The organism is Nocardia fodinahabitans, assembly GCF_052983615.1.
In genome coordinates this window covers 5400835-5422278 of sequence record NZ_JBRJJC010000001.1, presented here as the reverse complement: position 1 = coordinate 5422278, position 21444 = coordinate 5400835, and the positions used below count along the sequence as shown (strand labels likewise).

Below are 21444 nucleotides of genomic sequence, written 5' to 3'. Positions count from 1 at the left end.
CGGTCAGATGCCGGGCATGGTCCGCAGCAGGACCCCGAAGAGCTCGCTGGGGTTGCCGGAGTCGGCGGCCGCCTTGTCGATGGTGCCCAGCGCGCTCGCGGTGAAGTCGGCGCTCTGCTCCGGCACATAGCTGTCCGGGTCGTCGATTCCGGGCGCATACTGCGCGAACATCGTCGTCATCGCCTGGAGGAAGGGGGCCATCAGGGTGGCCAGGTGCGCTGCGGAGCCCCCGGCGGTGCGCACCATCTTGCCCCCCTGCTGGAAGCCGGCGAACATCGAGTACATGCCGCCGAGGATGGCCAGGTCGTACATCGCCGCGGCACCGAAATCCGCGCCGACGAACTCGGCGCGACCGAACAGTTCCAGCACCGGCCGGAAACGCTCGAACGCCGCGGTGCCGCCGCTGTAGAGCACGAATGCCGCGGGCCCGCCGATCATCGACGGCACGGCCATGATGCCGCCGTCGATCAGGTCGACGCCCTTGTCCTGGGCCCACACGCCCAGCGAGCGCGCCTGTTCCGGCGAGGTGGTGGTCAGGTTCACCACGGTCCGGCCGCGCAGCCGGTCCGCGGCGGGCTCGAGGTGCTCGCGCACCGCCGCGTCGTCGAGCACGCACAGGATCACCAGATCGGCCGCCGCCAGCGCTTCGGCGGAGGTCACCGCGAGCACCGCGCCCTCGGCCACGAGCGGCTGCGCCCGTGCCGCGGTGCGATTCCACACCGTCACCTGGTGACCGCCCGCCAGCAGTGCCCGCGCCAGCGCGGTGCCCATCGCGCCGAGACCGACCACCGAAACCCGTTGTGCCGTCGCCGAGTTGGTCATTGTTCCCCTTGGTTCGAAGCCCTCGTCGCCGGTCGGCAACGCCCTCCTAGATTCGCCGGTAGCGCTACACTGCACAAGTACCGACTATCAAGTCCAATACTCACCAAAAAGTAAGTAAGGCGAACATGAAACAGCGAGAGCGTCCGTACTCGTGCGGTATCGATGCCGCGCTCGATGTCGTCGGCGGCAAGTGGAAGGCGCTGATCCTGTGGGCGCTGTCCACCGGCACCCAGCGCTTCGGCGATCTGAAGCGACTGGTGCCGGGCGTCACCGAGAAGATGCTGATCCAGCAGCTGCGCGAACTCGAGCACGACGGCATCGTCCATCGCGAGGTCTACGCGCAGGTGCCCCCGAAGGTCGAGTACTCACTCACCGACCTGGGGGTCTCCCTGAACGCGGCGCTGGAAACGCTCGGCCGATGGGGCACCACTCATATGGACCACATCTGCGAGGTCAAAGGCATTGCCGCACCGAGGCGGGCTAGTTCCAGGTCCGGCCGGTGATGCGCTCGTAAGCCTCTTCGTACTTGCGCCGGGTCGCCTCGACCACATCGGCGGGGATCTCCGGGCCGGGGTACTCCTTGTTCCAGCCGGTGGAGGTCGACCAGTCGCGCACGAACTGCTTGTCGAAGGAGCGCTGGGCGCGGCCCGGCTCCCACTCGTCGGCCGGCCAGAAGCGGGAGGAGTCGGAGGTGAGCACCTCGTCGCCGAGGGTGAGAACGTCACCGTCCCAGCCGAATTCGACCTTGGTGTCGGCGACGATCACGCCGGCCTTCGCCGCGTGCTCGGCACCGCGCGAGTAGATCTCGAGGGTGAGATCGCGCAGCTGCTCGGCGACCTCGCGGCCCTCCTGGTTCACCACATCGGCGAAGCTGATCGCCTCGTCGTGGCCCTCGGCCGCCTTGGTCGACGGAGTGAAGATCGGCTCGGGCAGCTTGTCGCCGTCGCGCAGCCCCGGCGGCAGCGCGATGCCCGAAACGGTTCCCGACTGCTGGTACTCCTTGAGTCCCGACCCGGTCAGGTAGCCGCGCGCGATGCATTCGACCTGCACCATCTTCAGCGGCTTGACCCGGATGCCGCGCCCGGCGAACTCGGCGGGCACGTCGGTGGCCGAGACCACGTGGTTGGGGATGCCGGTGAAGTACTCGAACCACCAGTTCGACAGCTGCGTCAGCAGCGCGCCCTTCTCCGGGATCGGGGTCGGCAGTACGACGTCGTAGACCGAGACGCGGTCCGAGGCGACGAGCAGCAGGGTGTCGCCGTCCTCGTAGAGGTCACGAACTTTCCCCGCGTGCACATGCTTCAACGTCGAGCCTCCGAATCCTGGGTGGGCATACATCCTCGGTATGCAAGGACTGTACCGGCCACCCCTGGTACCGAATCCGACCTGGTCACCACGACGCGAGGGCGGTCACATTCCGGTGCGGCGGGCTCTCGCCCAGGCCACGGGTCCGCCGCGGTGGCGGTCGCGGGCGGGTGCCCAGCCTGGCCGCAGCTGCGCCGCGAGAGCGGTCGCCGGTGCGCATCCGTTCCGGCCGCAGTCCGTCGGGGTTGCCGGTCAGGCAGTCGCGCGCTCGCCATCGGCGACGCGGAACGTGCGGCGGTACGCCAGCGGGGCGACGCCGACGGCGACCTGGAAGTGCTGGCGTAGCGAGGTGCCCGTCGCGAAGCCGACGCGGCTTGCGATCTGCTCGACCGACAGATCGCTGGCCTCGAGCAGGTGCCTGGCCCTGGCCACGCGTTGCTGGATAAGCCAGCGTCCCGGACTGATCCCCACTTCGTCGACGAAGCGGCGCGCGAAGGTGCGCCGGCTCATTCGCGCGTGCCCGGCCAGTTCCGCCATGGTCAGCGGAAGCTCGAGGTGTTCGAGCACCCAGTGCCTGGTCGCGGCGGTGCTCGCCATCGCGGGGTCGGGGACGGGCTGGTCGATGTACTGCGCCTGGCCGCCCTCGCGCCACGGCGGCACCACGCAGCGGCGCGCCGCGTGGTTGGCCACCGCGCTGCCGTGGTCGGCGCGCACGATGTGCAGGCACAGGTCGACGCCGGAGGCCGCGCCCGCCGAGGTCAGGACGTCGCCGTCGTCGACGAACAGGACGTCCGGGTCGAGTCGCACCCGTGGGAAGTGCCTGCGGAACGAGTCGGCCATGCGCCAGTGTGTGGTCGCCGGCCGCCCGTCCAGCAGACCCGCCGCGGCCAGGACGAACGCTCCGGTGCAGATCGACACGATCCGGGCGCCGGGCCGGATCCCCGCCAGCGCGCCCAGAGTCACCGTGCCGAGCCCGGCGAGCGCCTCGGTGATATCGGCGGCGGGAATCACCACCGTGTCGGCGGTCGCCAGCAGTTCGGGCCCGTGTTCGACGGCGATCCGGAAGTCGGCGCAGGTCCGCACCGGCAACCCGTCGGCGGAGCAGGTGAGTACCTCGTAGCGGTCGTCGAGGGTGCCGAAGATCCGCTGGGGCGTACCGAGTTCGAACGGGTAGACGCCGTCGAGCGCCAGGACCACCACGCGATGCATGGCAAGATTCTATCGGAGGATGACTATCTTGCCATTTTCTCCTCGGCCCGCACCCGGCACCGTTGACCCCATGACCGACACCATGCGCGCCATCAGTCAGGACACCCTCGGCGGACCCGAGGTCCTGCGCGAGATCGAACTCCCCCGCCCCACCCCCGGCCCGAGCCAGCTGCTCGTCCGGGTGCACGCGGCCGGGCTCAACCCGACCGACTGGAAGCATCGCGCGATCCCCGGATTGTTCCTGCCCGCACCGCCTTTCGTCCTCGGCTGGGACGTCTCCGGTGTGGTCGAGGCCGTCGGTTTCGGTGTCACCCTGTTCGAGCCCGGCGACGAGGTGTTCGGCATGCTGCCCTACCCGCACGGGCACGGTTCGCTGGCCGAGTACGTCGTCGGGCCCGCGCGCGCCTTCGCCCGCAAGCCCGCCGCGGTCGATCACATCGTGGCCGGGGCGACCCCGCTCGCCGCGCTCACCGCGTACCAGGCGCTGGTCGACACCGCGAACATCCAGGCGGGCCAGCGGGTGCTGATCCACGCGGCCGCGGGCGGAGTGGGGCATCTCGCGGTGCAGATCGCGAAGTCGCGGGGCGCGTATGTGATCGGGACGGCGAGCTCGGCCAAGCACGAGCACCTGCGCGCACTCGGGGCCGACGAGCTGATCGACTATCGGGAGGTCGATGTCGCGGAGGTCGTGCGCGACATCGACGTGGTGCTCGACACCCTCGGCGAGGAGAACTCCCGCCGGTCGCTGCCCATGCTGCGGCCCGGCGGCCTGCTCGTCACCCTCCGGCCGGGCCAGGGCGACCTGCGCTCGGCGGCCGCCGAGCGGGGCGTCCGGTTCGCCGCACTGCTCGTCGAGGCCGATCACGCGGGCATGAACGCGGTCGCCGACCTGCTCGCCGCCGGTACGGTGCGGCCGACGATCGCCGGGGTGTTCCCGCTGGCCGAGGCGGCGAAGGCGCACGCGCTCGGTGAGACGGATCGCACGCTCGGGAAACTCGTGGTCACGGTGCGCTGACCGGGCCTGCGCCGCCGGTGCGCGCGGGTGGCGGCGGATCGGCGGAAACTCGTGAGCGGCGCTGCACGGCAAGTGGCATTGTGGACGCTGATGTGCGCACCGGTGCGAACCGGAACGCTCGACCGTGCCGTGTTCGTCGACGACGAAGGAGATCTATGTCCGCCCCGAATCTCACCCGCGACCAGGCGGTCGAACGCGCCGCGACGGTGGCCGTGCAGAACTACCGGATCGAACTCGACCTCACCGACCAGCCGCGAGGCGCGGGTTCGGCAGTGTCGGACACCTTCGGTTCGACGACCACCGTCACCTTCACCGCCACCCCCGGCGCGAGCACCTTCATCGACCTGGTGGCCGCGCGGGTGCGCTCGGCCGTGCTCAACGGCACCCCGCTGGACGTGAGCGGCTACGACGAGTCGACCGGGATCACGCTGCCCGAGCTGGCCGCGACCAACGAGCTCGTCGTCGAGGCCGACTGCGAGTACTCACACACCGGCGAGGGCCTGCACCGCTTCGTCGACCCGGCCGACGACAACGTCTACCTGTACTCGCAATTCGAGACCGCCGACGCCAAGCGGATGTTCGCCTGCTTCGACCAGCCCGACCTCAAGGCCACCTTCGACATCGTCGCCACCGCGCCCGATGACTGGCGAGTGGTCTCCAACGGCGCGACCGCCGAGGAGCACAAGGTCGGCGCGGTCGTGCGCCACACCTTCGCGACCACGCCGAAGATGAGCACCTACCTGGTCGCCATGATCGCCGGCCCGTACGCGACGTGGACCGACTCGTTCACCGACGGCCACGGCGAGATCCCGCTCGGCCTGTTCTGCCGCGCCTCGCTGGCCGAGCACATGGACGCCGAGCGCCTGTTCACCGAGACCAAGCAGGGTTTCGCCTTCTACCACGACAACTTCGGCGTGCCGTACGCCTTCGGCAAGTACGACCAGCTGTTCGTGCCGGAGTTCAACGCGGGCGCGATGGAGAACGCGGGCGCGGTCACCTTCCTCGAGGACTACGTCTTCCGGTCCAAGGTGACGCGGGCGTCCTACGAGCGCCGCGCCGAGACCGTGCTGCACGAGATGGCGCACATGTGGTTCGGCGATCTGGTCACCATGAAGTGGTGGGACGACCTGTGGCTCAACGAGTCGTTCGCGACCTTCGCCTCGGTGCTGTGCCAAGCCGAGGCCACCGAATACACCAGTGCCTGGACCACTTTCGCGAATGTGGAGAAGTCCTGGGCCTACCGGCAGGACCAGCTGCCCTCGACCCACCCGATCGCCGCCGACATCCCCGATCTGCACGCGGTGGAGGTCAACTTCGACGGCATCACCTACGCCAAGGGCGCCAGCGTGCTCAAGCAGCTCGTCGCCTACGTCGGGTTGCAGCCCTTCCTCGCCGGTCTGCGTGACTACTTCGCCGAGCACGCCTACGGCAACGCCACGTTCGACGATCTGCTCGCGGCGCTGGAGAAGGCCTCGGGCCGGGACCTGTCGGATTGGGGCGCGCAGTGGCTCAAGACCACCGGCTTGAACATCCTGCGCCCGGACTTCCTCGTCGCCGCCGACGGCACCTTCGCGAGTTTCGCCGTGGTGCAGGAGGGTGCCGCGCCCGGCGCCGGTGAGCACCGGGTGCACCGGATCGCGATCGGCGTCTACGACGATGTCGACGGCAAGCTGGTGCGCACCCACCGCGTCGAGCTCGACCTCGACGCCACCGGCCGCACCGAGGTGCCCGAGCTGGCCGGGGTGCCGCGCGGTCAGCTGGTGCTGGTCAACGACGACGACCTCACCTACTGCTCGCTGCGCCTGGACCCCGACTCGCTCGATGTGGTGGTGCAGCGCATCGGTGACATCGCCGACTCGCTGCCGCGCACGCTGGCCTGGTCGGCGGCCTGGGAGATGACCCGCCAGGCCGAGATGAAGGCCCGCGATTTCGTCGCGCTGGTGCAGCGCGGGATCGGCGCGGAGTCCGAGATCGGCGTGGTGCAGCGCCTGCTCATGCAGGCCGCCACCGCCATCTCCAGCTACGCCGAACCGGAATGGGCCGAGCAGCAGGGCTGGCCGGGCTTCGCCGACCGGCTGCTCGAGCTGGCCGGCGCCGCCGAGGCTGGCTCGGATCACCAGCTGGCCTTCGTCAACGCGCTGACCGCGGCCAAGCTCGCACCGCGGCACACCGGCGTGCTGGCCCAGCTGCTCGACGGCGATCCGGCCGTGGCGGGCCTGGCCGGGCTGACCGTCGACACCGATCTGCGCTGGCGCATCGTCACCGCGCTGGCGGCGGCCGGGCAGATCGACGCCGACGGTGTCGACGCGCCGACCATCGACGCCGAGCTGGCAGGCGACCCGACCGCGGCGGGCAAGCGCCAGGCCGCAGCGGCGGCCACCGCGCGGCCGATCGCCGAGGTGAAGGCCCAGGCCTGGAGCACGGTGATGGGCGACGATTCGGTGCCCAACATCACCGCCCGCGCCATCGTCGGTGGCTTCGCGCCCGCCGGTCAGGGCGAGTTGCTCGCGCCGTACGTGGACAAGTATTTCGCCGAGATCCCGGCGGTGTGGGAGCGCCGGTCGAGCGAGGTCGCCCAGACCGTCGTCATCGGCCTGTACCCGCACTGGGCGATCAGTGAGGACGCGGTCGCCAAGGCCGACGAGTTCCTGGCGGGCGATCACCCGCCTGCCCTGTACCGCCTGGTCTCCGAGGGCCGCGCCGGGATCGAACGTTCGCTGCGCGCACGGGAATTCGACGCCAAGTAGCTGACACCCACGGATGGCCCCGATCCCGCCCGGATCGGGGCCATCCGTGTTTCGAGGTGACCCGACGTATTTCGCCGGACCGGTGGGTAGTCCCCGAGCGGGGGACGACCGCCATGTCGGGGGGTCGGCGCGTCACGCCCGTCCCCGCTGCTGTGAGCGGATCTGCTGGGGGCAGCAAGAGCGGCGAAACACGGTGCGCGCGGGGCACCGTGGGCGCATGGCACACGACGACAAGACTCCGATGTTCAGCTGGCGGGTCCGCGAACAACTGTTCGGCCGCCGCATCCTCGTGCTCGACGGCCCGCTCGACGACGACAACGGCACCCTGCTCATCACCCAGCTGCTCACCCTGGCCGCGCAGGGCCCGGAAGCGCCGATCTCACTGTGGATCCACTCCCCCGGCGGCTCGGTGCCCTCGATGCTGGCCATCCGCGACGTGATGCGGCTGATCCCGTGCGAGGTCTCCACGCTCGCCCTCGGATTGGCGTGCAGCGCTGGGCAATTCCTGCTGTCCTCCGGCACGCCCGGCCGCCGGTTCGCGCTGCCGCACGCGCGCATCCTGATGCACCAGGGCTCGGCCGGAATCGGCGGCAGCGCCGTCGAGGTCGAAGTGCAGGCCGACGATCTGCGCTACACCGTCGACACCGTGCTCGGCCTGATCGCCGCCGACACCGGCCAGCCGTTCGACCGCGTGTACGAGGACTCCCTGCACGACCGCTGGTTCACCGCCACCCAGGCCCTCGACTACGGCTTCATCGACCACATCGTCGAATCCTTCGACCAGGTGGTCCCCAACCGCCATCGCATCGGCATCACTGCCTGACCCCAGCACGAGCCCGGCCGAAATTCGCGGAGAGGCACAACCCCATGACCAGTTACACCATTCCCAATGTCGTGTCCCAGCATCGCGGCGGTGAGCGCATCACCGACATCTACTCGCACCTGCTCAGCGAGCGGATCGTCTATCTGGGCACGCCCATCGATTCCGGTGTCGCCAACGCGCTGATCGCCCAGCTGCTGCACCTGGAATCGGACAGCCCCGGTCAGCCGATCAGCCTGTACATCAACTGCGAGGGCGGCGATCTGTCCGCGATGCTCGCCGTCTACGACACCATGAGTTTCATCAAGGCACCGGTGCACACCACCTGCGTCGGCCAGGCCATCGCGGTCGGCGCCGTCCTGCTGGCGGGGGGCGCGGCGGGGCATCGGGCGATGCTGCCGCACACCCGGATCGTGTTGCACCAGCCCGCGACTCGCGGCCAGGGCACCATCCCGGATCTGATCCTGCAGGCCGACGAGATCGTGCGGATGCGGGCGGCGATCGAGGCGATCCTGTCCAAGCACACCGGTCAGACCCCGGAGACCCTGCGCCGCGACACCGATCGGGACCGGGTGTTCACCGCCGACACCGCACTCGAGTACGGCCTGGTCGACCGGGTGCTGCACGAGCGGGAGTGAGCGTCCGGTGGCTCACTGCTTGTCGATGCGATCCAGGTACGCCCGGCGCACCGTGTCGTCGACCCGGGTGATCGCGGCGTCGTCGTGCGCGGCCTTGCGCAACAGTCGCATCACCGGCTCGGGCACCAGCCCGGCGGCGTCGGCCGCCAGCCCGACATACGACGGCACCGCGGTCTCGGCGGCCCTGGACTTCACGCTGCGGACCACGGCGGCGGCGATGTCCTCGGGGTCGACGGCGGGCAGGATGCCGTAGTCGATGCCGGAGCTGAGTTCGGTGCGCACCGCCGACGGCAGCACCGCGCTCACGCTCACGCCGGTGGCGTCCATCTCCAGCCGGGTCGCCGCGGTCAGCCCGACCACGGCGTACTTGCTGGCGTTGTACACGGCCAGGCCCTTGATCGGGAACTTGCCCGCCAGCGAGGCGACGTTCACGACGTGGCCGTAGCCGCGCGCCACCATCCCGGGCAGGGCCAGCCGCATCCCATGGATGACGCCGTAGACGTTGACATCCATGGTGAGCTGGTCGATCCGGTCGGACTGGTCGAGGAAGGCGCCGTTGGGCATCACTCCCGCGTTGTTCACCAGCACGTCGAGCGGTCCACCGCGCCACTGCTCGGCGGCCGCGAGAAACGCCGCGTACGAGGCCTTGTCGGTGACGTCGAGGACATGGCCCATGGCCCGGTCACCCAGCCCGTCGGCGGCCTGCACGGCCAGCGCCTCGTCGAGGTCACCGAGCGCGACGTAGGCGCCCTTGGCCGCGAAGGCCGCGGCGGTGGCCAGGCCGATACCGCGCGCGGCGCCGGTGATCGCGACCAGCGCGCCGTCCAGATCGATCCGTGGGTAACTCATGCCGGTACCGCCATGTCGTCGTCGTGGGTGATGCTGAAGTCGTCGGGGTCGAAGGCGGCGACCCGGCGGGTCAGTTCGCCGGTGGACCAGGGCCAGCTGAAACTGTTGCGGCCGTTGGCATCCAGGTAGTAGCTCTGGCAGCCGCCGGCGTTGTAGACGGTGCCGGTCAGCGCGGCCTGCACCTGGTCGACGTAGCCGGTCTGGACCTCGGGACGCACATCCAGGATCGCCCAGCCGCGGCGCCGGGCACTCGCGATCGCCGACACCAGGAAGTCGACCTGGGCCTCGAGGATGGCGAAGGCCGAGGAATGGCCGGTGCCGAGGCTGGGTCCGAGCACGGTGAACGCGTTCGGGAAGCCGGTGGTGACGGTGCCGAGGTAGGCCTCGGGCGAGCCCTGCCAGTGCTCGGCCATGGTGCGTCCGTCGGTGCCGCGCACGATGTCGGCCAGCGGGGTGTCGAGGATGTGGAAGCCGGTGCCGAGGATGACGGCGTCGACCTCGGCGGTGCTGCCGTCGGCGCCGAGCACGGTGCTGCCACGGAATTCGGCGACGGCGGTGGCGTGCACGTCGACGTTGTCGCGGGTCAGCGACTGGAGGTAGCTGTTGGAGAACAGGATTCGCTTGCAGCCGAGCAGATAGTCGGGGGTGAGCTTGGCGCGCAGCCGCGGATCACGCACCACCGCGCGCAGGTACGCCGAGCCGACCTTCTGCACGGTCTGCATCAGCGGCCGCGGATGGCGGAACGCCACGCCGAGGGCTTCCATCAGCCCGTACTCGATCGAGCGCAAGGCCTTGTGCGCGAACGGCAATCGTCGCATCATCCGCTTCTCGAGGGCCGGCACCGGATGGTCCAGCTTCGGCAGTACCCACTGCGCGGTGCGCTGGAACAGGTGCAGCTCGGCGACCTCGGGCTGGATGGCGGGCACGAACTGCACCGCCGAGGCCCCGGTCCCGACCACGGCGACGCGCTTGCCGCGCAGGTCGTAGTCGTGGTTCCAGCGCGCGGAGTGGAACACCTCGCCGGGGAACTCGGCCAGGCCGGGGATCTCGGGGACGCGCGGCTCGTTCCACGGGCCCGCGGCCGAGACGACGAACCGGGCGGTCAGCTCGCCGGTGCTGGTGTCGAGGCGCCACCGGCGGGCGGTGTCGTCCCAGCTCGCGCCGAGCACTTCCACGCCGAAGCGGGTGCGGGCGGCCAGGCCGTTGTCGCGGGCCACCCGGTCGACGTAGGCGAGGATCTCGGGCTGGGTCGCGAACAGCCGCGACCATTCGCTGTTGGGCGCGAAGGAGAACGAGTACAGGCCCGACGGCACGTCACACGCGCAGCCCGGATAGGTGTTGGCGCGCCAAGTGCCGCCGAAGGTCTCGGCCTTCTCGACGATCACGACGTCCTCGACGCCCGCCTCGGCGAGCTTGATCGCGGCGCAGATGCCCGAGATGCCCGCACCGATCACGACCACTTCGTGGTGACTCATACGATCTCTCCTTCGACGACAGCGGCCCTGATCGCGTCGGCGACCCGGGCGGGAACGGCCCGGCGGGCGGCGGCCAGGGTGGCCGGACGCCGGGCGGAGTCCATGAAGTTGGCGCCCATGGCGGCGAGTTCGGCGGGGCCGGGTTCGACCCGGATCACCCGGGTGCCCCGCGCGCGCAGCAGTGCGACCTCGCGGTCGAGGCCGCGCGTCATCTGGCTGCGCAGCAGGCGCTCCACTCGGCTCAGGCCGGTGGCGGACGCGCCGCCCTCGGTGGTCATCGGCGCGACGACCACTACCTCGTCGAGGTCGAGCGGCGCCAGCAGGTCGGCCGACACCGACGACACCGCACCGCCGTCGACGAACGCGCGGCCGCGCACCGGCACCGGCGGGAACCAGCCGGGGATCGCCCAGGAGGCGGCGATGGCCGTCCCGAGATCGACAGTCGGCGCGCTCGGTGAGCCGAAGGCGACCCGCTCGCCCGTGCGGGGATCGGCGGCGACCAGCCACGTCGCCGGATGGTCGACCCAGCCGCCGCGCGGGGTCAGCGCCCGGCCGAACGCGCGTAGCCAGTCGGCGTCGCCCCGGCCCTTCGGCAGCAGCCCGGCCAGCGCGGTGTACACCGACCCGCTGCGCACCCCGGCGCCGATCAGCCCGAGTCCCGGCAGCCCGAGGGCGGGCACCGGCGGCGTCATGCCGGGGTCGACGGCCACATGGTGGGCGAGGACCGGATCGGCGCCGGTCGCGCCGTCGAGGGCGGCGAGCAGGTCACCGGGGGTTCGGCCCGAGCCGAGCGCGGCGACGATCTCCGCGCCGGCGGAGGTGCCGATCAGTACGTCGGCGGTGCGGACATCCCAGCCGAGCGCCTGTTCGACGGCGTCGAGAGCGACCGCGGTCCAGGCGAAGCCGAGGATGCCGCCGCACCCGATGGCGAGGCCACGTCGTGTAGTCATAACTCGGATACTAACGGTATTCGAATTCCAGCGGTACCCCGACTTGCTACACTTTTGCCGTGGCCGCCCGGATGACACGTAAGGAATCACACGCACAGACCCGCGAACGACTGGTCGAGACCGCCAAGCGACTGTTCCTCGCCGACGGCTACAACGTGACCTCCCTCGAGAAGGTCGCCGCCGAGGCGGGCTTCTCCAAGGGCGCCGTCTACTCGAACTTCGCCACCAAGCACGAACTGGGCCTGGCCGTGATCGACGTGGTGCACGTGGAGCGCGCGGAGTCCCTGGCCGCCGCGGTGATGACCGACGACCCCATGGCGGAGCGGATCGAACGCTTCGCGCGCTGGGCCGACGAGAACATCGGTGACGTCGGCTGGACCGCGCTCGAGGTCGAATTCGCCACCAGCACCCGGCACATGCCCGAGGTGCGCACCGAACTGGCCGCGCGCAGGCGATCGATGACCGCGGTGCTCGGCTCGTTGATCCAGGTCCAGGCCGACGAGCTGGGCTTCGAGCTGCCGCTGCCGGCCGAGGACGCGGCGGTACAGCTGCTCTCGCTCGGCATCGGCCTCGGCGTGCAGCGCGCGATCGATCCCGAGATGCCGGTCAGCGCGCTGGTCGATCTGCTGCGCAGCCTGCTCGAATCCGTCCGGACGGCGTAACCGGCCGGCTCAGGCCACCATAAGGACGGCGTTCGGGGCGATCGAGTTCTGCACGGGCGCCCGCTGGACGTGCGTCGCGATACTGCGGTCGCCGCCGACGACGACGGCCCGGGCCGGCACCCGGCCACGCATGGACTCGGCCACCTGGGCGACGAGGTCGCTCAGCGAGGTGCCGAGCGCACCGGCGAGCGCCGCGATCATCTCGCTGGACGGCTCCTTGCGGCCGCGCTCGACCTCCGACAGGTACTGCGGCGAGATTCCCGCGCGCCCCGCGGTGTCGACGAGGGTGGAGCGCTGCTCGAGCCGCAGGGTGCGCAGCCGCTCGCCGAGGGCCTCGCGCCACAACGGTTCGGGACGCGGCCGCCCTGCACCGCGTCCGCCCGGAATCACCCGCAACCCGTTGTGTTCGCCCATACGTCGAGCGTAGGGACGCTGGTCCCGACACACCCGGTTCTTCTGCTCTCGGCGTAACTCAGCGGGTGACGCCGAAGCGGGTGTCCACCCAGCCGAGCGCGTCGGCGAACGAGGCGGCGACGATGCCGCTGTGGTCGACGTCGTCGTACTTGCGGTAGTCGACGGACTGGCCGTTCAGCTGCTGCTCGGCCACCATCGCGTCGGTCGACTTCAGCGGCACGGTCATATCGGCGCGGCCCTGCAGCACCAGCACCGGTGCCGCGAACCGCAATCCGCTGGGATCGTTGTCGTCGAGGACCCGCAGCAGGCCGGACAAATCGCCGTCCTCGGTGAACACGTCCTTCGCCGCCAACCCACCCCATTTGCTCCGATCCCGCAGTCCCGCGGTGCATTCGGAGTCCGCGAGCGGCAGCATCGAGACCGCGCGCCCGGTGAGGAACCGGCCGGGATCGACATCGGTGACGGTCTGCGCGCCGCGCACCAGCAACGGCACGTACAGCGAGACATCGCCGGTGCCGAGCTTGCCGAGCGGATTCGACACCGCCCACTTCGCCATCCTGACCTGTTCGCCGAGGTGCGAGGCGGGTGCCAGTGCGACCGCGCCGAGCAGTTCCGCGCCGGTCGCCCACGCGCCCGCCGCGCCGGCGGCGAACAGGGCGGCGTGCCCGCCCTGCGAATGCCCCATCGCCACCCAGCGCGCGCCCACGGACTTGTCGACTTCGCGTGCGGCCGTGGCGAAATCGCCCATCGCCCGCTGCTCGGTCTCGCCGATCAGATAGCCGTGGTCACCCGGCGTGCCCAGACCCTGATAGTCGGTCCTGGCCACCGCGTAGCCCTTGGCGACCCAGCGGGCCTGTTCGTCCTTGCCCGGCGAGGACCCCTCGGTGCGCGAGGGCGCGCACACATCGGCGACGCCGTTGGTGCCCGGCGCCCAGGACAGCAGCGGCCAACCGCCCGCGGGCGGTGTCCCCGCCGGCACGGCGAGCGTGCCCGAGACCGCGACGGGCTTGCCCTGCGCGTCGACCGACCGATACAGCACCAGGAAGTTCCGGGCGCCCGGCACCGCCTGCGACCCGGTGACGGGTTGGGTCCGGATCACCGAACCGTGCGGTCCCGGAATCGATTCCGCGGGTGGCGAATAGAAGTCGGACCGCGGCGCTCCGGCCACCTCGGCCGCACTCGCCGTGTCCTGCGCGCAGGCCGCGGCCGTCAACGCCAGACAGGCCACCGCGGCGGCCGTGATCACCCGAGCGATTCCTGTCTGCATGTTCCCCCCACTGCCACCGAACGGCCGCCACGCGCGGCCGGTAAACCGCGGATCAGGTTACTCGATGCCGGGTGGACGGCCGGGCGCCGGACAGCGCCCGGCCGTCCACCGGACTCAGCGCAGGACCCGGCCGAGGAAATCGCGGATCAGCGCCGCGATCTCCGATCCGTGCGTCTCCAGCGCGAAGTGGCCCGCGTCGAGCAGGTGCAGCTCCGCGTCGGGCAGGTCACGCAGGTAGGCGCGGGCGCCGTCGGCGGCGAAGATCTCGTCGTGCTCACCCCAGGCGATCAGCGTCGGCGGCCGATGCTCGGCGAAGTACTTCTGGAACGCGGGGTAGCCGTCGAGGTTGTTCTTGTAGTCGAAGAACAGCTGCAGCTGGATCTCCTTGTTACCGGGGCGATCCAGGTAGGCCTGGTCGAGGGTCCACGTGTCCGGGCTGACCAGCGGCAGCCGATCGGCCGGAACCCCGTGCGTGTACTGCCATTTCGTGGCGTCGAGCTCGAGCAGCTTGCGCACCTCGGGTTCGTGGGTGACGCGGTCGTTCGCGTGCGCGAACAGCACCTCCCAGAACGGCGTGAAGCCCTCCATGTAGGCGTTGCCGCTCTGGGTGATGATGGCGGTGACCCGCTCGGGGTTGCGCGAGGCGATGCGCAGGCCGATGGGGGCGCCGTAGTCCTGGATGTAGATCGCGAAGCGCTCGATGCCGAGGGTGTCGAGCAGTTCCAGGGTGATGTCGGTGAGCGCGTCGAAGGTGTAGTCGAACTCGGCGACGCCCGGCATGGCCGACTGGCCGAACCCGAGGTGGTCGGGCGCGATCACGTGGTAGTCGTCGGCGAGGGCGGGGATCAGATTGCGGAACATGGCCGAGCTGGTCGGGAAGCCGTGCAGCAGCAGCACAGTGGGCTTGTCCGGGTCGCCCGCCGCACGGTAGAAGACGGTCTGCCCCTGGATCTGGACGGTGTTGTGCCGGATCGTGCTCATAGTGGATCTCGCTTTCTCGATGGGTTTTCTACTCGGACCAGGCGGAGTTCTGGATGACCTCGACGAAGTCGCCGCGGCGGAAGGCCGGGATCACCGGAAGCTCGGTCATCGGGGGTGTACTTCTCAGACGGTGACCGGTTCGCGCTGGCGAACCGGGGTGATCAGGGCAGCGGCGGCGATGGTGAACACCAGGCCGAGCGCGAAATAGCCGCGGTAGCTGTCGGTCAGGGCGTGCACGACGGTGGCCACGCCGAGGCCGGTGGCGGCGGCGAGCTGGTGGATCACCCAGGCCGGGGCCAGCGTGCGGCCCATCCGGGCCGGGTCCAGTCCGCGCGACAGGATGGCCATGGTCAGCGGGATGACCGGGAACGAGGCGATGCCGAACAGCACCGCCACCACGACCAGCACCTGCGGTCCCGGCACGAACACCACGGGCAGCAGGGCGGCCAGCCGCACCGAATACAGCACCCGCAGCAGGGTTTCCGGCGGATAGCGCCGCAACAGACGCACCATCGCCGCCGAGGTCACGCCCGCCGCCAACGCGGCCAGCGCCACGAGCCGGCCCGCGCCAGCCACCGACCAGCCCTGCTCCACCGCATGTTTGGGCAGCATCAGCACGACCACGTAGAGGGTCGCCGCGTGTAACCCGAAGGACACCAGCACTTTCCATCGATCAGCCAGCGACTCCCCCGCACCGGCGCCGGTCGCTGACCGTCGATCCGTCGGCAGCAGCAGCCACAGCACGGCAGTGGCGGCCAGGCCGATCGCGCCAAGCACCGCGAAGGTGGCCCGCACGCCGATCGGCTCGAACAGCGCCGTGGCCGCCCACGGCGTGATCAGCTGACCCAGGTTGATGCCGATCGCCGCCCGCGCCATGGCGGGTCCGGCCTGCGCGCCGTACGCCCGGCCGAGCAGGGTGGTCACGGTCAGCGTCGACGAGGACGCGAAGCCGAGTCCGCCCAGCACCATGTAGGCCGCGACGAACTGCCAGGTCTCGGTGACCGCGGCCAGCACCAGATAGCTGCTCGAGATCAAGGTGAGCCCGCCGGTCAGCACGAGCTTGGGCCCGAGCAGATCGAGCAGCCTGCCGATGCCCTGCTGGGCCAGCCCGGTGACCGTGGTGCCCAGCGCGGCGGCCACGGCCAGCGCCGTCGCCGAGACGCCGTACGCCGCGGCCGTGGGAGCGAAGAACACGCCCATCGTGAAGTTCAGCCCGAACGACACGGTCATCGCCGCGAGTCCGGCCCAGGCAAGGTGCTCACGCCGCATGCCGTCACCTCCTAACTATCTAACATACTTTGAATGGTTATAACTGGACCGTGGTCGGGCACATTCCCGTCGCCGGAGATCAGTCGCGCGCGGAATCGCTTCGCAGACGGGCGATCTCGTTCTCGAGCTCGGTGATCCGGTCCCGCAGCACCTGCATCGCCTCGGCGACGGCCGCGCGGGGATACAGCGGCGGAATGTGCTGACGGCAATTCCAGTCGAACGCCTCGACGTCGATCAGCACCGCGCGCTCGACCTGCGCGCGATAGCCCTCGACCGCGAGCGAGGCGACCAGGTCCGGATCGTCGGCGGCCTCGACCACCCGCGCCCGGCCGAAGATCTTCATCCGCGACTGCGCGGCGTAGTCCATCAAGAACAGCGAGACCCGGTCGTCGTGATCGAGATTGCCGCGACTGATGTACTGCTTGTTGCCGCGAAAGTCGGCGAAGCCCAGCGTGCGTTCACCGAGCACCTTCAGGAATCCCGGTGCGCCACCGCGATGCTGGATGTACGGCCAGCCGGTCTCACCGACCGTCGCCAGGTAGAAACTGTCCCGCTCGCCGATGAACCAGGCCTCGTCGGGGCCGATCCGGTCGGCGACCTCGGGCACCTGCGCCATCCGTTCGTAGCTGCGCAGGCTGCCGTGCGCGCGCTGGTGCTCACGCACCAGCGGAGTGAACGCGACCTGCGCGTAGTGCCCGGTCACGATTACCCCTGCACCCGTTCGATCTTCGCGGTGAGCGCGGCGAGCAGCCCCTGGAGCAGATCGATGGTGGTCTCGTCGACCAGGTTGCCCGCGTCGTCGAAACGCTCGTGCGAGCGGAAGGCGATCACCTCCGGCTTCACCACCACATCGCTCTCGGTCCAGACGAAGACCTGCCGCAGCGCCAGTTGCGCACGGACCGAGCCGAATTGGGTGGGGGCGGCGCCCATGATCGCGACCGGCTTGCGCAGCAGGGGCAGTCCTTCGGTCCTGGTCCAGTCGGTGCTCACCCAGTCGATGGCGTTCTTCAGCACGCCGGGGATCGAGTAGTTGAACTCCGGCGTCGCGATCAGCACGCCGTCGGCCGCGGCGATCCGGCGGCGCAGGTCGGCCACCGCGGCAGGGCGATGGTCAGGGGTGTCGAGGTCCTGGTCGTAGGGCGGGATCTCACGGAGCCCGGAGTAGATCTCGATGTCGAGGCCGGCGCCGAATTTCTGGGCGGCGCGCAGCAGGGCGGTGTTGTGCGAGTCGGCGCGCAGGCTGCCCGACAGCGCGAGGACGGTGTGGTTGCTCATGGCTCGTTCCCTGGATCGTGCGGATGGTGTCCGTCGTTCTAACCAGTCAATAACATTTTAAAGGTTAGCCCGAGTGCGTTTGATTCCCGGTTCGGGAAAAAACATCGGATTCGCGGCGGAGCGCCTTCGCGGCGTACTCAGAACGTACGGCGCCGGCGAGCCGTAGACGGCGGACCACCGGCGCCGCGCAGCGGACTATCCGCGCCAGACCATCCGACCGGAAACGGTGCGATTTCGGATGGGGCGGCACGACTGCCGTGGACTAGCATCCGCTGGTGATCGACAGCACCATCCCGGTACGCACCGCGCGGCTGATCCGGGCGACGGCCCGGGGTATCGGTGTCACCGAGGCCGAGCTGCGTCATCTGCCCGGCCCCGATCCGGCGGATATCGCCGACGGCCTGTCCCGCATCCCCACCGGATCGACCTGGCGCATCTGGGAACTCGCCGAGGCGCTCGGCGGTCCCGGCGCCGGGCTGCGCGCGGGAGCCGCGGCCGATCGTGGGCAGTTGCTCGAATGGGACTACCTGTTCACCAGCGCGCCCACCCTGGCCGAGAGCGTGCGCGCCGCGCTCGACCTGCGCGCGCTGGTCACCGATCCGGGAGTCACCTGGACCGTGCGCGAGGACGGCGGACTGCTGGTGCTGCGGTTCGACGCGATCGAGCCCGATCCGCTGCTGGCCCCGGTCGAGGACTTCGTCCTCTCGACGGTGCTGCGGCGGATGCGCGAGGCCACCCGGACGGCGATCACGCCGGTGCACGTCGCGTTGAGTCAGCGCGCGCCCGTCACCCGGCAGCACCTCGTCGAGGTCTTCGGCACGCACCGCATCGACTTCGGCGCCCCACACGCCCAGCTGACCTTCCTCGACGTCGCCGCCCTGCCCACCGGGACCGACCCCCAGCTGGGTGCCCTGCTCCGGCAGCACGCCGAGCTCGCCCTCACCGGCTCACGCCCCGTCCCCACCCACCGGGAAGCACTGCGCGCCGCGATCCTCGACGAACTCGCCGCGGGCGACCTCGAACTCCCCGCCGTCGCCGCCCGCTTCGCCGCCAGCCCCCGCACCTTCCAACGGCGCCTCGCCGAGGCGGGCACGACCTGGCGCGAGGAGGTCGACGCCGTCCGCCGCGAGCGCGCCGAACGACTCCTGCGCGAGACCGACCTGCCCATCCGGTCCATCGCCGCCCGGCTCGGCTACACCGATGCCCGCGCCCTGCGCCGTTCCTTCCGTCGCTGGACCGGCCAGAGTCCCGACGCCTTCCGGCGGACCACGGGGACCGGAAACACGAACGGCGCGTTCACCCTCGGGTGAACGCGCCGTTCGGCGGAGAACGAACTAGCGGCCGATGGCCGCGGCCATCACACGGACGGCGGAGATCAGGCCGTCGATCAGGTTGCCCTGACGGAACGACGCCAGCGCGGCGGTGACGCCCAGCTGGCAGATGCGATCGTTGGCGCGCTCGGCGACGTTCGCACCGGAACGCACCTCGATGGCGCCCTGGTTGGGCGAGACCGCGATGAGCACCGAGTCGGCCGCCTCCGGGGTGTTCGGCAGGACCGCGTCGGCGCCCGCCGCCGCGTCGTTGCCGAGATCGCCGAGGTAGATGTTGAAGCGGACCTTGGTCGCGCGCGTCGCCTCGGTGAGCGCGTTGTCGAGCATGACGCGCTCACGGTCGGTGAACGGCACCTCGTCGAAGACGGTGCCCGGCTCGTGCACGCCCGAGACGCGGCCGCTGCTGGTCAGCGCGAATCCGTGCGGCAGGTCGGCCTCGACCACCGCAGGCCAATTAGAACTTGCCACTTGCCCGGCCTCCGATCAGCTCCGCGTTCGCGGCTTCGAGAGCCGCATGGCTGCCATGCGACTCGGCGGTGTGGTGACCCGCCGCGGCGGTCACCTCGTCGGTAGCACTCCACAGCACCGGCGGGTGGGTCCACTTCTGCCCGAGCGCGAAGTGGGCCGGCTTCTCACCGGGGAATGGCTTACCGAGATAGGACAAACCCGCGATCGCGAAGTAGATCGCGGCCGGGATGCCGACGAAGATCAGCACTGTCTCGAGAATGCTCACGGACCAACGGTAGACGATGCTGTGTAGTAGTTCATCCTCCGGCACTCCCGAAACCGCGTGTCCACCCTCCTCAGACCAGCCAGGCCGCCGCGTTCGCGGGCAACCGGTCGTCGGCGACGGGGGCGCTGGCCAGCAGCACCTCCCCCGGCGGCAGCTGGATCGGCCCGTCGGAAGCGTTGAGCACACAGATCAGTCCACCCGGCCTGCGGAAGGCCAGGCACCCGTCCGGGCTGCCGTACCACTCGATCCGGTCACCCGCGAATTCCGGCCGCGTGCTACGCAGATCGATCGCCAGCCGGTACAGCGACAGCGTCGAATGCAGGGTCTCCAATTGGGCTTCCACGGTGCGGTCGGCCCAGTCGGCGGGGATCGGCAGCCATGGCGTGCCCGTAGTGAAGCCGAACGGCGTCGCCGCGCCCTCCCACGGGATCGGCACCCGGCAGCCGTCGCGTCCGCGTTCGGTGTGGCCCGACCGCTCCCACACCGGGTCTCGCAGCGCGTCCTCGGGCAGGTCGTCGACATTGGGCAGACCGAGTTCGGCGCCGTTGTAGACGAACACCGCACCGGGCAGCGCCAGCTCGACCATCACCATCGCCCGCGCCCGCGCGACCCCGGTCCGGCCGCCGCCGTAGCGGGTGACCTCGCGTTCGATGTCGTGGTTGGACAGCGTCCAGGTCGGCGGGGCGCTGACACCACTCACCGCGTCGAGCGAGTGCGTGATCGCCGCGCGCACACCGTCGGCGGTGAAGGGGGTCTCGGCCAGGCGGAAGTTGAAGGCCAGGTGCAGTTCGTCCGGGCGCACGTACTCGCCGAAGCGGGTGTTGTCGTCGACCCACACCTCGCCGATCGACACCGCTCGCGGGTAGTCGTCGAGCACCGTGCGGATGCGGCGGTGGATGGCGTGCACGCCCGGATTGTTGAAGCGGGGATCGTCGTCGTCGTGGACCAGCATCTTGGTCTCGACCTTCGCCATGTCGGGCAGGCCGTCGGGCTTGGCCATCCCATGGGCGACGTCGATCCGGAAGCCGTCGACCCCGCGGTCCAGCCAGAACCGCAGCGTCTTCTCGAAATCGGCGGCGACCTCGGGATTCTCCCAGTTCAGGTCCGGCTGTTCCGGGGCGAAGATGTGCAGGTACCACTGGCCCGGCGTGCCGTCGGCCTCGGTGACCCTGGTCCAGGCCGGGCCGCCGAAGATGCTCGGCCAGTTGTTCGGCGGCTCGGCACCGTCGGGGCCGCGGCCGTCCCGGAACAGATAGCGGGCCCGCTCGGGGCTGCCCGGCGCCGCCTCCAGCGCCGCACCGAACCACGGGTGCTCGACGCTGGTGTGGTTGGGCACCAGGTCCATCGTCACCTTGATCTCGCGGTCGTGCGCCTCGGCGATCAGCTCGTCGAACGCGGCCAGCCCGCCGAACAGTGGGTCGATGTCGCGGGGGTCGGCCACGTCGTAGCCGCCGTCGGCCTGCGGCGAGCGCATCACCGGACAGATCCACAGCGCGTCGACGCCGAGTAACTCCAGGTAGCCCAGCTTCTCGCGAACGCCGCCCAGATCGCCGACACCGTCACCGTCGGAGTCGGCGAACGAGCGTGGGTAGACCTGATAGAACACGGCGGTTGTCCACCACGGAGCGGTGCTGTTTTCCCCCGGCACCGGCGAGGCAGGTGTCTGTGTCACAACCGCAATA

At 70.3% G+C, this 21444-nt stretch carries 22 protein-coding genes; 7 read left to right on the top strand and 15 right to left on the bottom strand.

The window, feature by feature from the left end:
- Positions 1 to 3: 3 nt before the first annotated feature.
- On the bottom strand, positions 4 to 897 hold the full coding sequence (locus NV348_RS25475) for an NAD(P)-dependent oxidoreductase (protein ID WP_447149105.1): 894 nt from the start codon (positions 895 to 897) through the stop codon (positions 4 to 6).
- A gap of 50 nt (positions 898 to 947) precedes the next feature.
- Between NV348_RS25475 and NV348_RS25470 the strand changes: the two genes are divergently transcribed.
- On the top strand, positions 948 to 1325 hold the full coding sequence (locus tag NV348_RS25470; protein WP_447149104.1) for a winged helix-turn-helix transcriptional regulator: 378 nt from the start codon (positions 948 to 950) through the stop codon (positions 1323 to 1325).
- On the opposite strand, the gene NV348_RS25465 is transcribed toward NV348_RS25470, so the two are convergent.
- Together NV348_RS25465 and NV348_RS25460 are read right to left on the bottom strand one after the other, a co-directional pair.
- Positions 1303 to 2160, bottom strand: a complete 858-nt coding sequence (locus tag NV348_RS25465; protein WP_447149103.1) for a phosphoribosylaminoimidazolesuccinocarboxamide synthase — start codon at positions 2158 to 2160, stop codon at positions 1303 to 1305. The two genes, NV348_RS25470 and NV348_RS25465, sit on opposite strands and share 23 nt — an antisense overlap.
- 219 nt (positions 2161 to 2379) lie before the next feature.
- Complete coding sequence (locus tag NV348_RS25460; protein WP_447149102.1) at positions 2380 to 3336, bottom strand: GlxA family transcriptional regulator; 957 nt, start codon at positions 3334 to 3336, stop codon at positions 2380 to 2382.
- Between the two features lie 70 nt (positions 3337 to 3406).
- Here NV348_RS25460 and NV348_RS25455 point away from each other — a divergent pair, with 70 nt between their 5' ends.
- The 4 genes from NV348_RS25455 (at position 3407) to NV348_RS25440 (ending at position 8556) form a co-directional block, all read left to right on the top strand.
- The gene (locus NV348_RS25455) at positions 3407 to 4351 is read left to right on the top strand and encodes an NADP-dependent oxidoreductase (protein ID WP_447149101.1); all 945 of its coding nucleotides are present in this window, start codon (positions 3407 to 3409) and stop codon (positions 4349 to 4351) included.
- Positions 4352 to 4506: 155 nt separating this feature from the next.
- A complete protein-coding gene (gene pepN, locus NV348_RS25450) occupies positions 4507 to 7098 on the top strand; it encodes an aminopeptidase N (protein ID WP_447149100.1) in 2592 nt (863 codons plus the stop codon).
- A gap of 217 nt (positions 7099 to 7315) precedes the next feature.
- Complete coding sequence (locus NV348_RS25445) at positions 7316 to 7921, top strand: ClpP family protease (protein WP_447149099.1); 606 nt, start codon at positions 7316 to 7318, stop codon at positions 7919 to 7921.
- 44 nt (positions 7922 to 7965) lie between these two features.
- On the top strand, positions 7966 to 8556 hold the full coding sequence (locus NV348_RS25440) for a ClpP family protease (RefSeq protein ID WP_447149098.1): 591 nt from the start codon (positions 7966 to 7968) through the stop codon (positions 8554 to 8556).
- Between the two features lie 12 nt (positions 8557 to 8568).
- On the opposite strand, the gene NV348_RS25435 is transcribed toward NV348_RS25440, so the two are convergent.
- The 3 genes from NV348_RS25435 to NV348_RS25425 are packed head-to-tail and all read right to left on the bottom strand — an operon-like array spanning position 8569 to position 11830.
- Positions 8569 to 9405, bottom strand: coding sequence for an SDR family oxidoreductase (locus NV348_RS25435; RefSeq protein ID WP_447149097.1), 837 nt, complete (start codon positions 9403 to 9405; stop codon positions 8569 to 8571).
- The gene (locus NV348_RS25430) at positions 9402 to 10880 is read right to left on the bottom strand and encodes a flavin-containing monooxygenase (RefSeq protein ID WP_447149096.1); all 1479 of its coding nucleotides are present in this window, start codon (positions 10878 to 10880) and stop codon (positions 9402 to 9404) included. The genes NV348_RS25435 and NV348_RS25430 overlap by 4 nt, the downstream gene beginning before the upstream one ends.
- On the bottom strand, positions 10877 to 11830 hold the full coding sequence (locus NV348_RS25425) for a patatin-like phospholipase family protein (RefSeq protein WP_447149095.1): 954 nt from the start codon (positions 11828 to 11830) through the stop codon (positions 10877 to 10879). Before NV348_RS25425 ends, NV348_RS25430 begins: the two co-directional genes overlap by 4 nt.
- Positions 11831 to 11901: 71 nt before the next feature.
- Between NV348_RS25425 and NV348_RS25420 the strand changes: the two genes are divergently transcribed.
- Positions 11902 to 12492: a TetR/AcrR family transcriptional regulator gene (locus NV348_RS25420; RefSeq protein ID WP_447151137.1), complete on the top strand. Its 591-nt coding sequence runs from the start codon at positions 11902 to 11904 to the stop codon at positions 12490 to 12492.
- Positions 12493 to 12501: 9 nt separating this feature from the next.
- On the opposite strand, the gene NV348_RS25415 is transcribed toward NV348_RS25420, so the two are convergent.
- The 6 genes from NV348_RS25415 to NV348_RS25390 form a co-directional block, all read right to left on the bottom strand.
- Positions 12502 to 12906: a helix-turn-helix domain-containing protein gene (locus NV348_RS25415; protein ID WP_447149094.1), complete on the bottom strand. Its 405-nt coding sequence runs from the start codon at positions 12904 to 12906 to the stop codon at positions 12502 to 12504.
- Positions 12907 to 12964: 58 nt separating this feature from the next.
- Positions 12965 to 14173 (bottom strand): lipase family protein, encoded by a 1209-nt coding sequence (locus tag NV348_RS25410; RefSeq protein ID WP_447149093.1) that lies wholly within the window; start codon positions 14171 to 14173, stop codon positions 12965 to 12967.
- A gap of 114 nt (positions 14174 to 14287) precedes the next feature.
- Positions 14288 to 15154, bottom strand: coding sequence for an alpha/beta fold hydrolase (locus tag NV348_RS25405; protein ID WP_447149092.1), 867 nt, complete (start codon positions 15152 to 15154; stop codon positions 14288 to 14290).
- A 123-nt stretch (positions 15155 to 15277) separates the two neighbouring features.
- On the bottom strand, positions 15278 to 16423 hold the full coding sequence (locus tag NV348_RS25400; RefSeq protein ID WP_447149091.1) for an MFS transporter: 1146 nt from the start codon (positions 16421 to 16423) through the stop codon (positions 15278 to 15280).
- A 79-nt stretch (positions 16424 to 16502) separates the two neighbouring features.
- Positions 16503 to 17126: a pyridoxamine 5'-phosphate oxidase family protein gene (locus NV348_RS25395; RefSeq protein WP_447149090.1), complete on the bottom strand. Its 624-nt coding sequence runs from the start codon at positions 17124 to 17126 to the stop codon at positions 16503 to 16505.
- 2 nt (positions 17127 to 17128) lie between these two features.
- The gene (locus tag NV348_RS25390; RefSeq protein WP_447149089.1) at positions 17129 to 17698 is read right to left on the bottom strand and encodes an NADPH-dependent FMN reductase; all 570 of its coding nucleotides are present in this window, start codon (positions 17696 to 17698) and stop codon (positions 17129 to 17131) included.
- A gap of 275 nt (positions 17699 to 17973) precedes the next feature.
- On the opposite strand from NV348_RS25390, the gene NV348_RS25385 reads away from it, so the two are divergent.
- On the top strand, positions 17974 to 19008 hold the full coding sequence (locus tag NV348_RS25385; RefSeq protein WP_447149088.1) for an AraC family transcriptional regulator: 1035 nt from the start codon (positions 17974 to 17976) through the stop codon (positions 19006 to 19008).
- A gap of 24 nt (positions 19009 to 19032) precedes the next feature.
- On the opposite strand, the gene NV348_RS25380 is transcribed toward NV348_RS25385, so the two are convergent.
- The 3 genes from NV348_RS25380 to NV348_RS25370 form a co-directional block, all read right to left on the bottom strand.
- Positions 19033 to 19497: a DUF5130 domain-containing protein gene (locus NV348_RS25380; protein WP_447149087.1), complete on the bottom strand. Its 465-nt coding sequence runs from the start codon at positions 19495 to 19497 to the stop codon at positions 19033 to 19035.
- Positions 19484 to 19762, bottom strand: coding sequence for an aa3-type cytochrome oxidase subunit CtaJ (gene ctaJ, locus NV348_RS25375; protein WP_447149086.1), 279 nt, complete (start codon positions 19760 to 19762; stop codon positions 19484 to 19486). Before ctaJ ends, NV348_RS25380 begins: the two co-directional genes overlap by 14 nt.
- A 70-nt stretch (positions 19763 to 19832) precedes the next feature.
- Positions 19833 to 21434, bottom strand: a complete 1602-nt coding sequence (locus tag NV348_RS25370) for a glycoside hydrolase family 13 protein (RefSeq protein WP_447149085.1) — start codon at positions 21432 to 21434, stop codon at positions 19833 to 19835.
- Positions 21435 to 21444: the final 10 nt, after the last annotated feature.

Bases quoted from the DNA above. Each gene is read 5' to 3' on its own strand.
- NV348_RS25445 (WP_447149099.1), top strand. From the start codon at position 7,316: ATGGCACACGACGACAAGACTCCGATGTTCAGCTGGCGGGTCCGCGAA.
- NV348_RS25415 (WP_447149094.1), bottom strand. From the start codon at position 12,906: ATGGGCGAACACAACGGGTTGCGGGTGATTCCGGGCGGACGCGGTGCA.
- NV348_RS25460 (WP_447149102.1), bottom strand. From the start codon at position 3,336: ATGCATCGCGTGGTGGTCCTGGCGCTCGACGGCGTCTACCCGTTCGAA.
- NV348_RS25435 (WP_447149097.1), bottom strand. From the start codon at position 9,405: ATGAGTTACCCACGGATCGATCTGGACGGCGCGCTGGTCGCGATCACC.
- NV348_RS25400 (WP_447149091.1), bottom strand. From the start codon at position 16,423: ATGCGGCGTGAGCACCTTGCCTGGGCCGGACTCGCGGCGATGACCGTG.
- NV348_RS25440 (WP_447149098.1), top strand. From the start codon at position 7,966: ATGACCAGTTACACCATTCCCAATGTCGTGTCCCAGCATCGCGGCGGT.
- NV348_RS25420 (WP_447151137.1), top strand. From the start codon at position 11,902: ATGACACGTAAGGAATCACACGCACAGACCCGCGAACGACTGGTCGAG.
- NV348_RS25390 (WP_447149089.1), bottom strand. From the start codon at position 17,698: ATGAGCAACCACACCGTCCTCGCGCTGTCGGGCAGCCTGCGCGCCGAC.
- NV348_RS25465 (WP_447149103.1), bottom strand. From the start codon at position 2,160: ATGTATGCCCACCCAGGATTCGGAGGCTCGACGTTGAAGCATGTGCAC.
- NV348_RS25410 (WP_447149093.1), bottom strand. From the start codon at position 14,173: ATGCAGACAGGAATCGCTCGGGTGATCACGGCCGCCGCGGTGGCCTGT.
- NV348_RS25425 (WP_447149095.1), bottom strand. From the start codon at position 11,830: ATGACTACACGACGTGGCCTCGCCATCGGGTGCGGCGGCATCCTCGGC.
- NV348_RS25455 (WP_447149101.1), top strand. From the start codon at position 3,407: ATGACCGACACCATGCGCGCCATCAGTCAGGACACCCTCGGCGGACCC.
- NV348_RS25470 (WP_447149104.1), top strand. From the start codon at position 948: ATGAAACAGCGAGAGCGTCCGTACTCGTGCGGTATCGATGCCGCGCTC.
- pepN (WP_447149100.1), top strand. From the start codon at position 4,507: ATGTCCGCCCCGAATCTCACCCGCGACCAGGCGGTCGAACGCGCCGCG.
- NV348_RS25430 (WP_447149096.1), bottom strand. From the start codon at position 10,880: ATGAGTCACCACGAAGTGGTCGTGATCGGTGCGGGCATCTCGGGCATC.
- NV348_RS25405 (WP_447149092.1), bottom strand. From the start codon at position 15,154: ATGAGCACGATCCGGCACAACACCGTCCAGATCCAGGGGCAGACCGTC.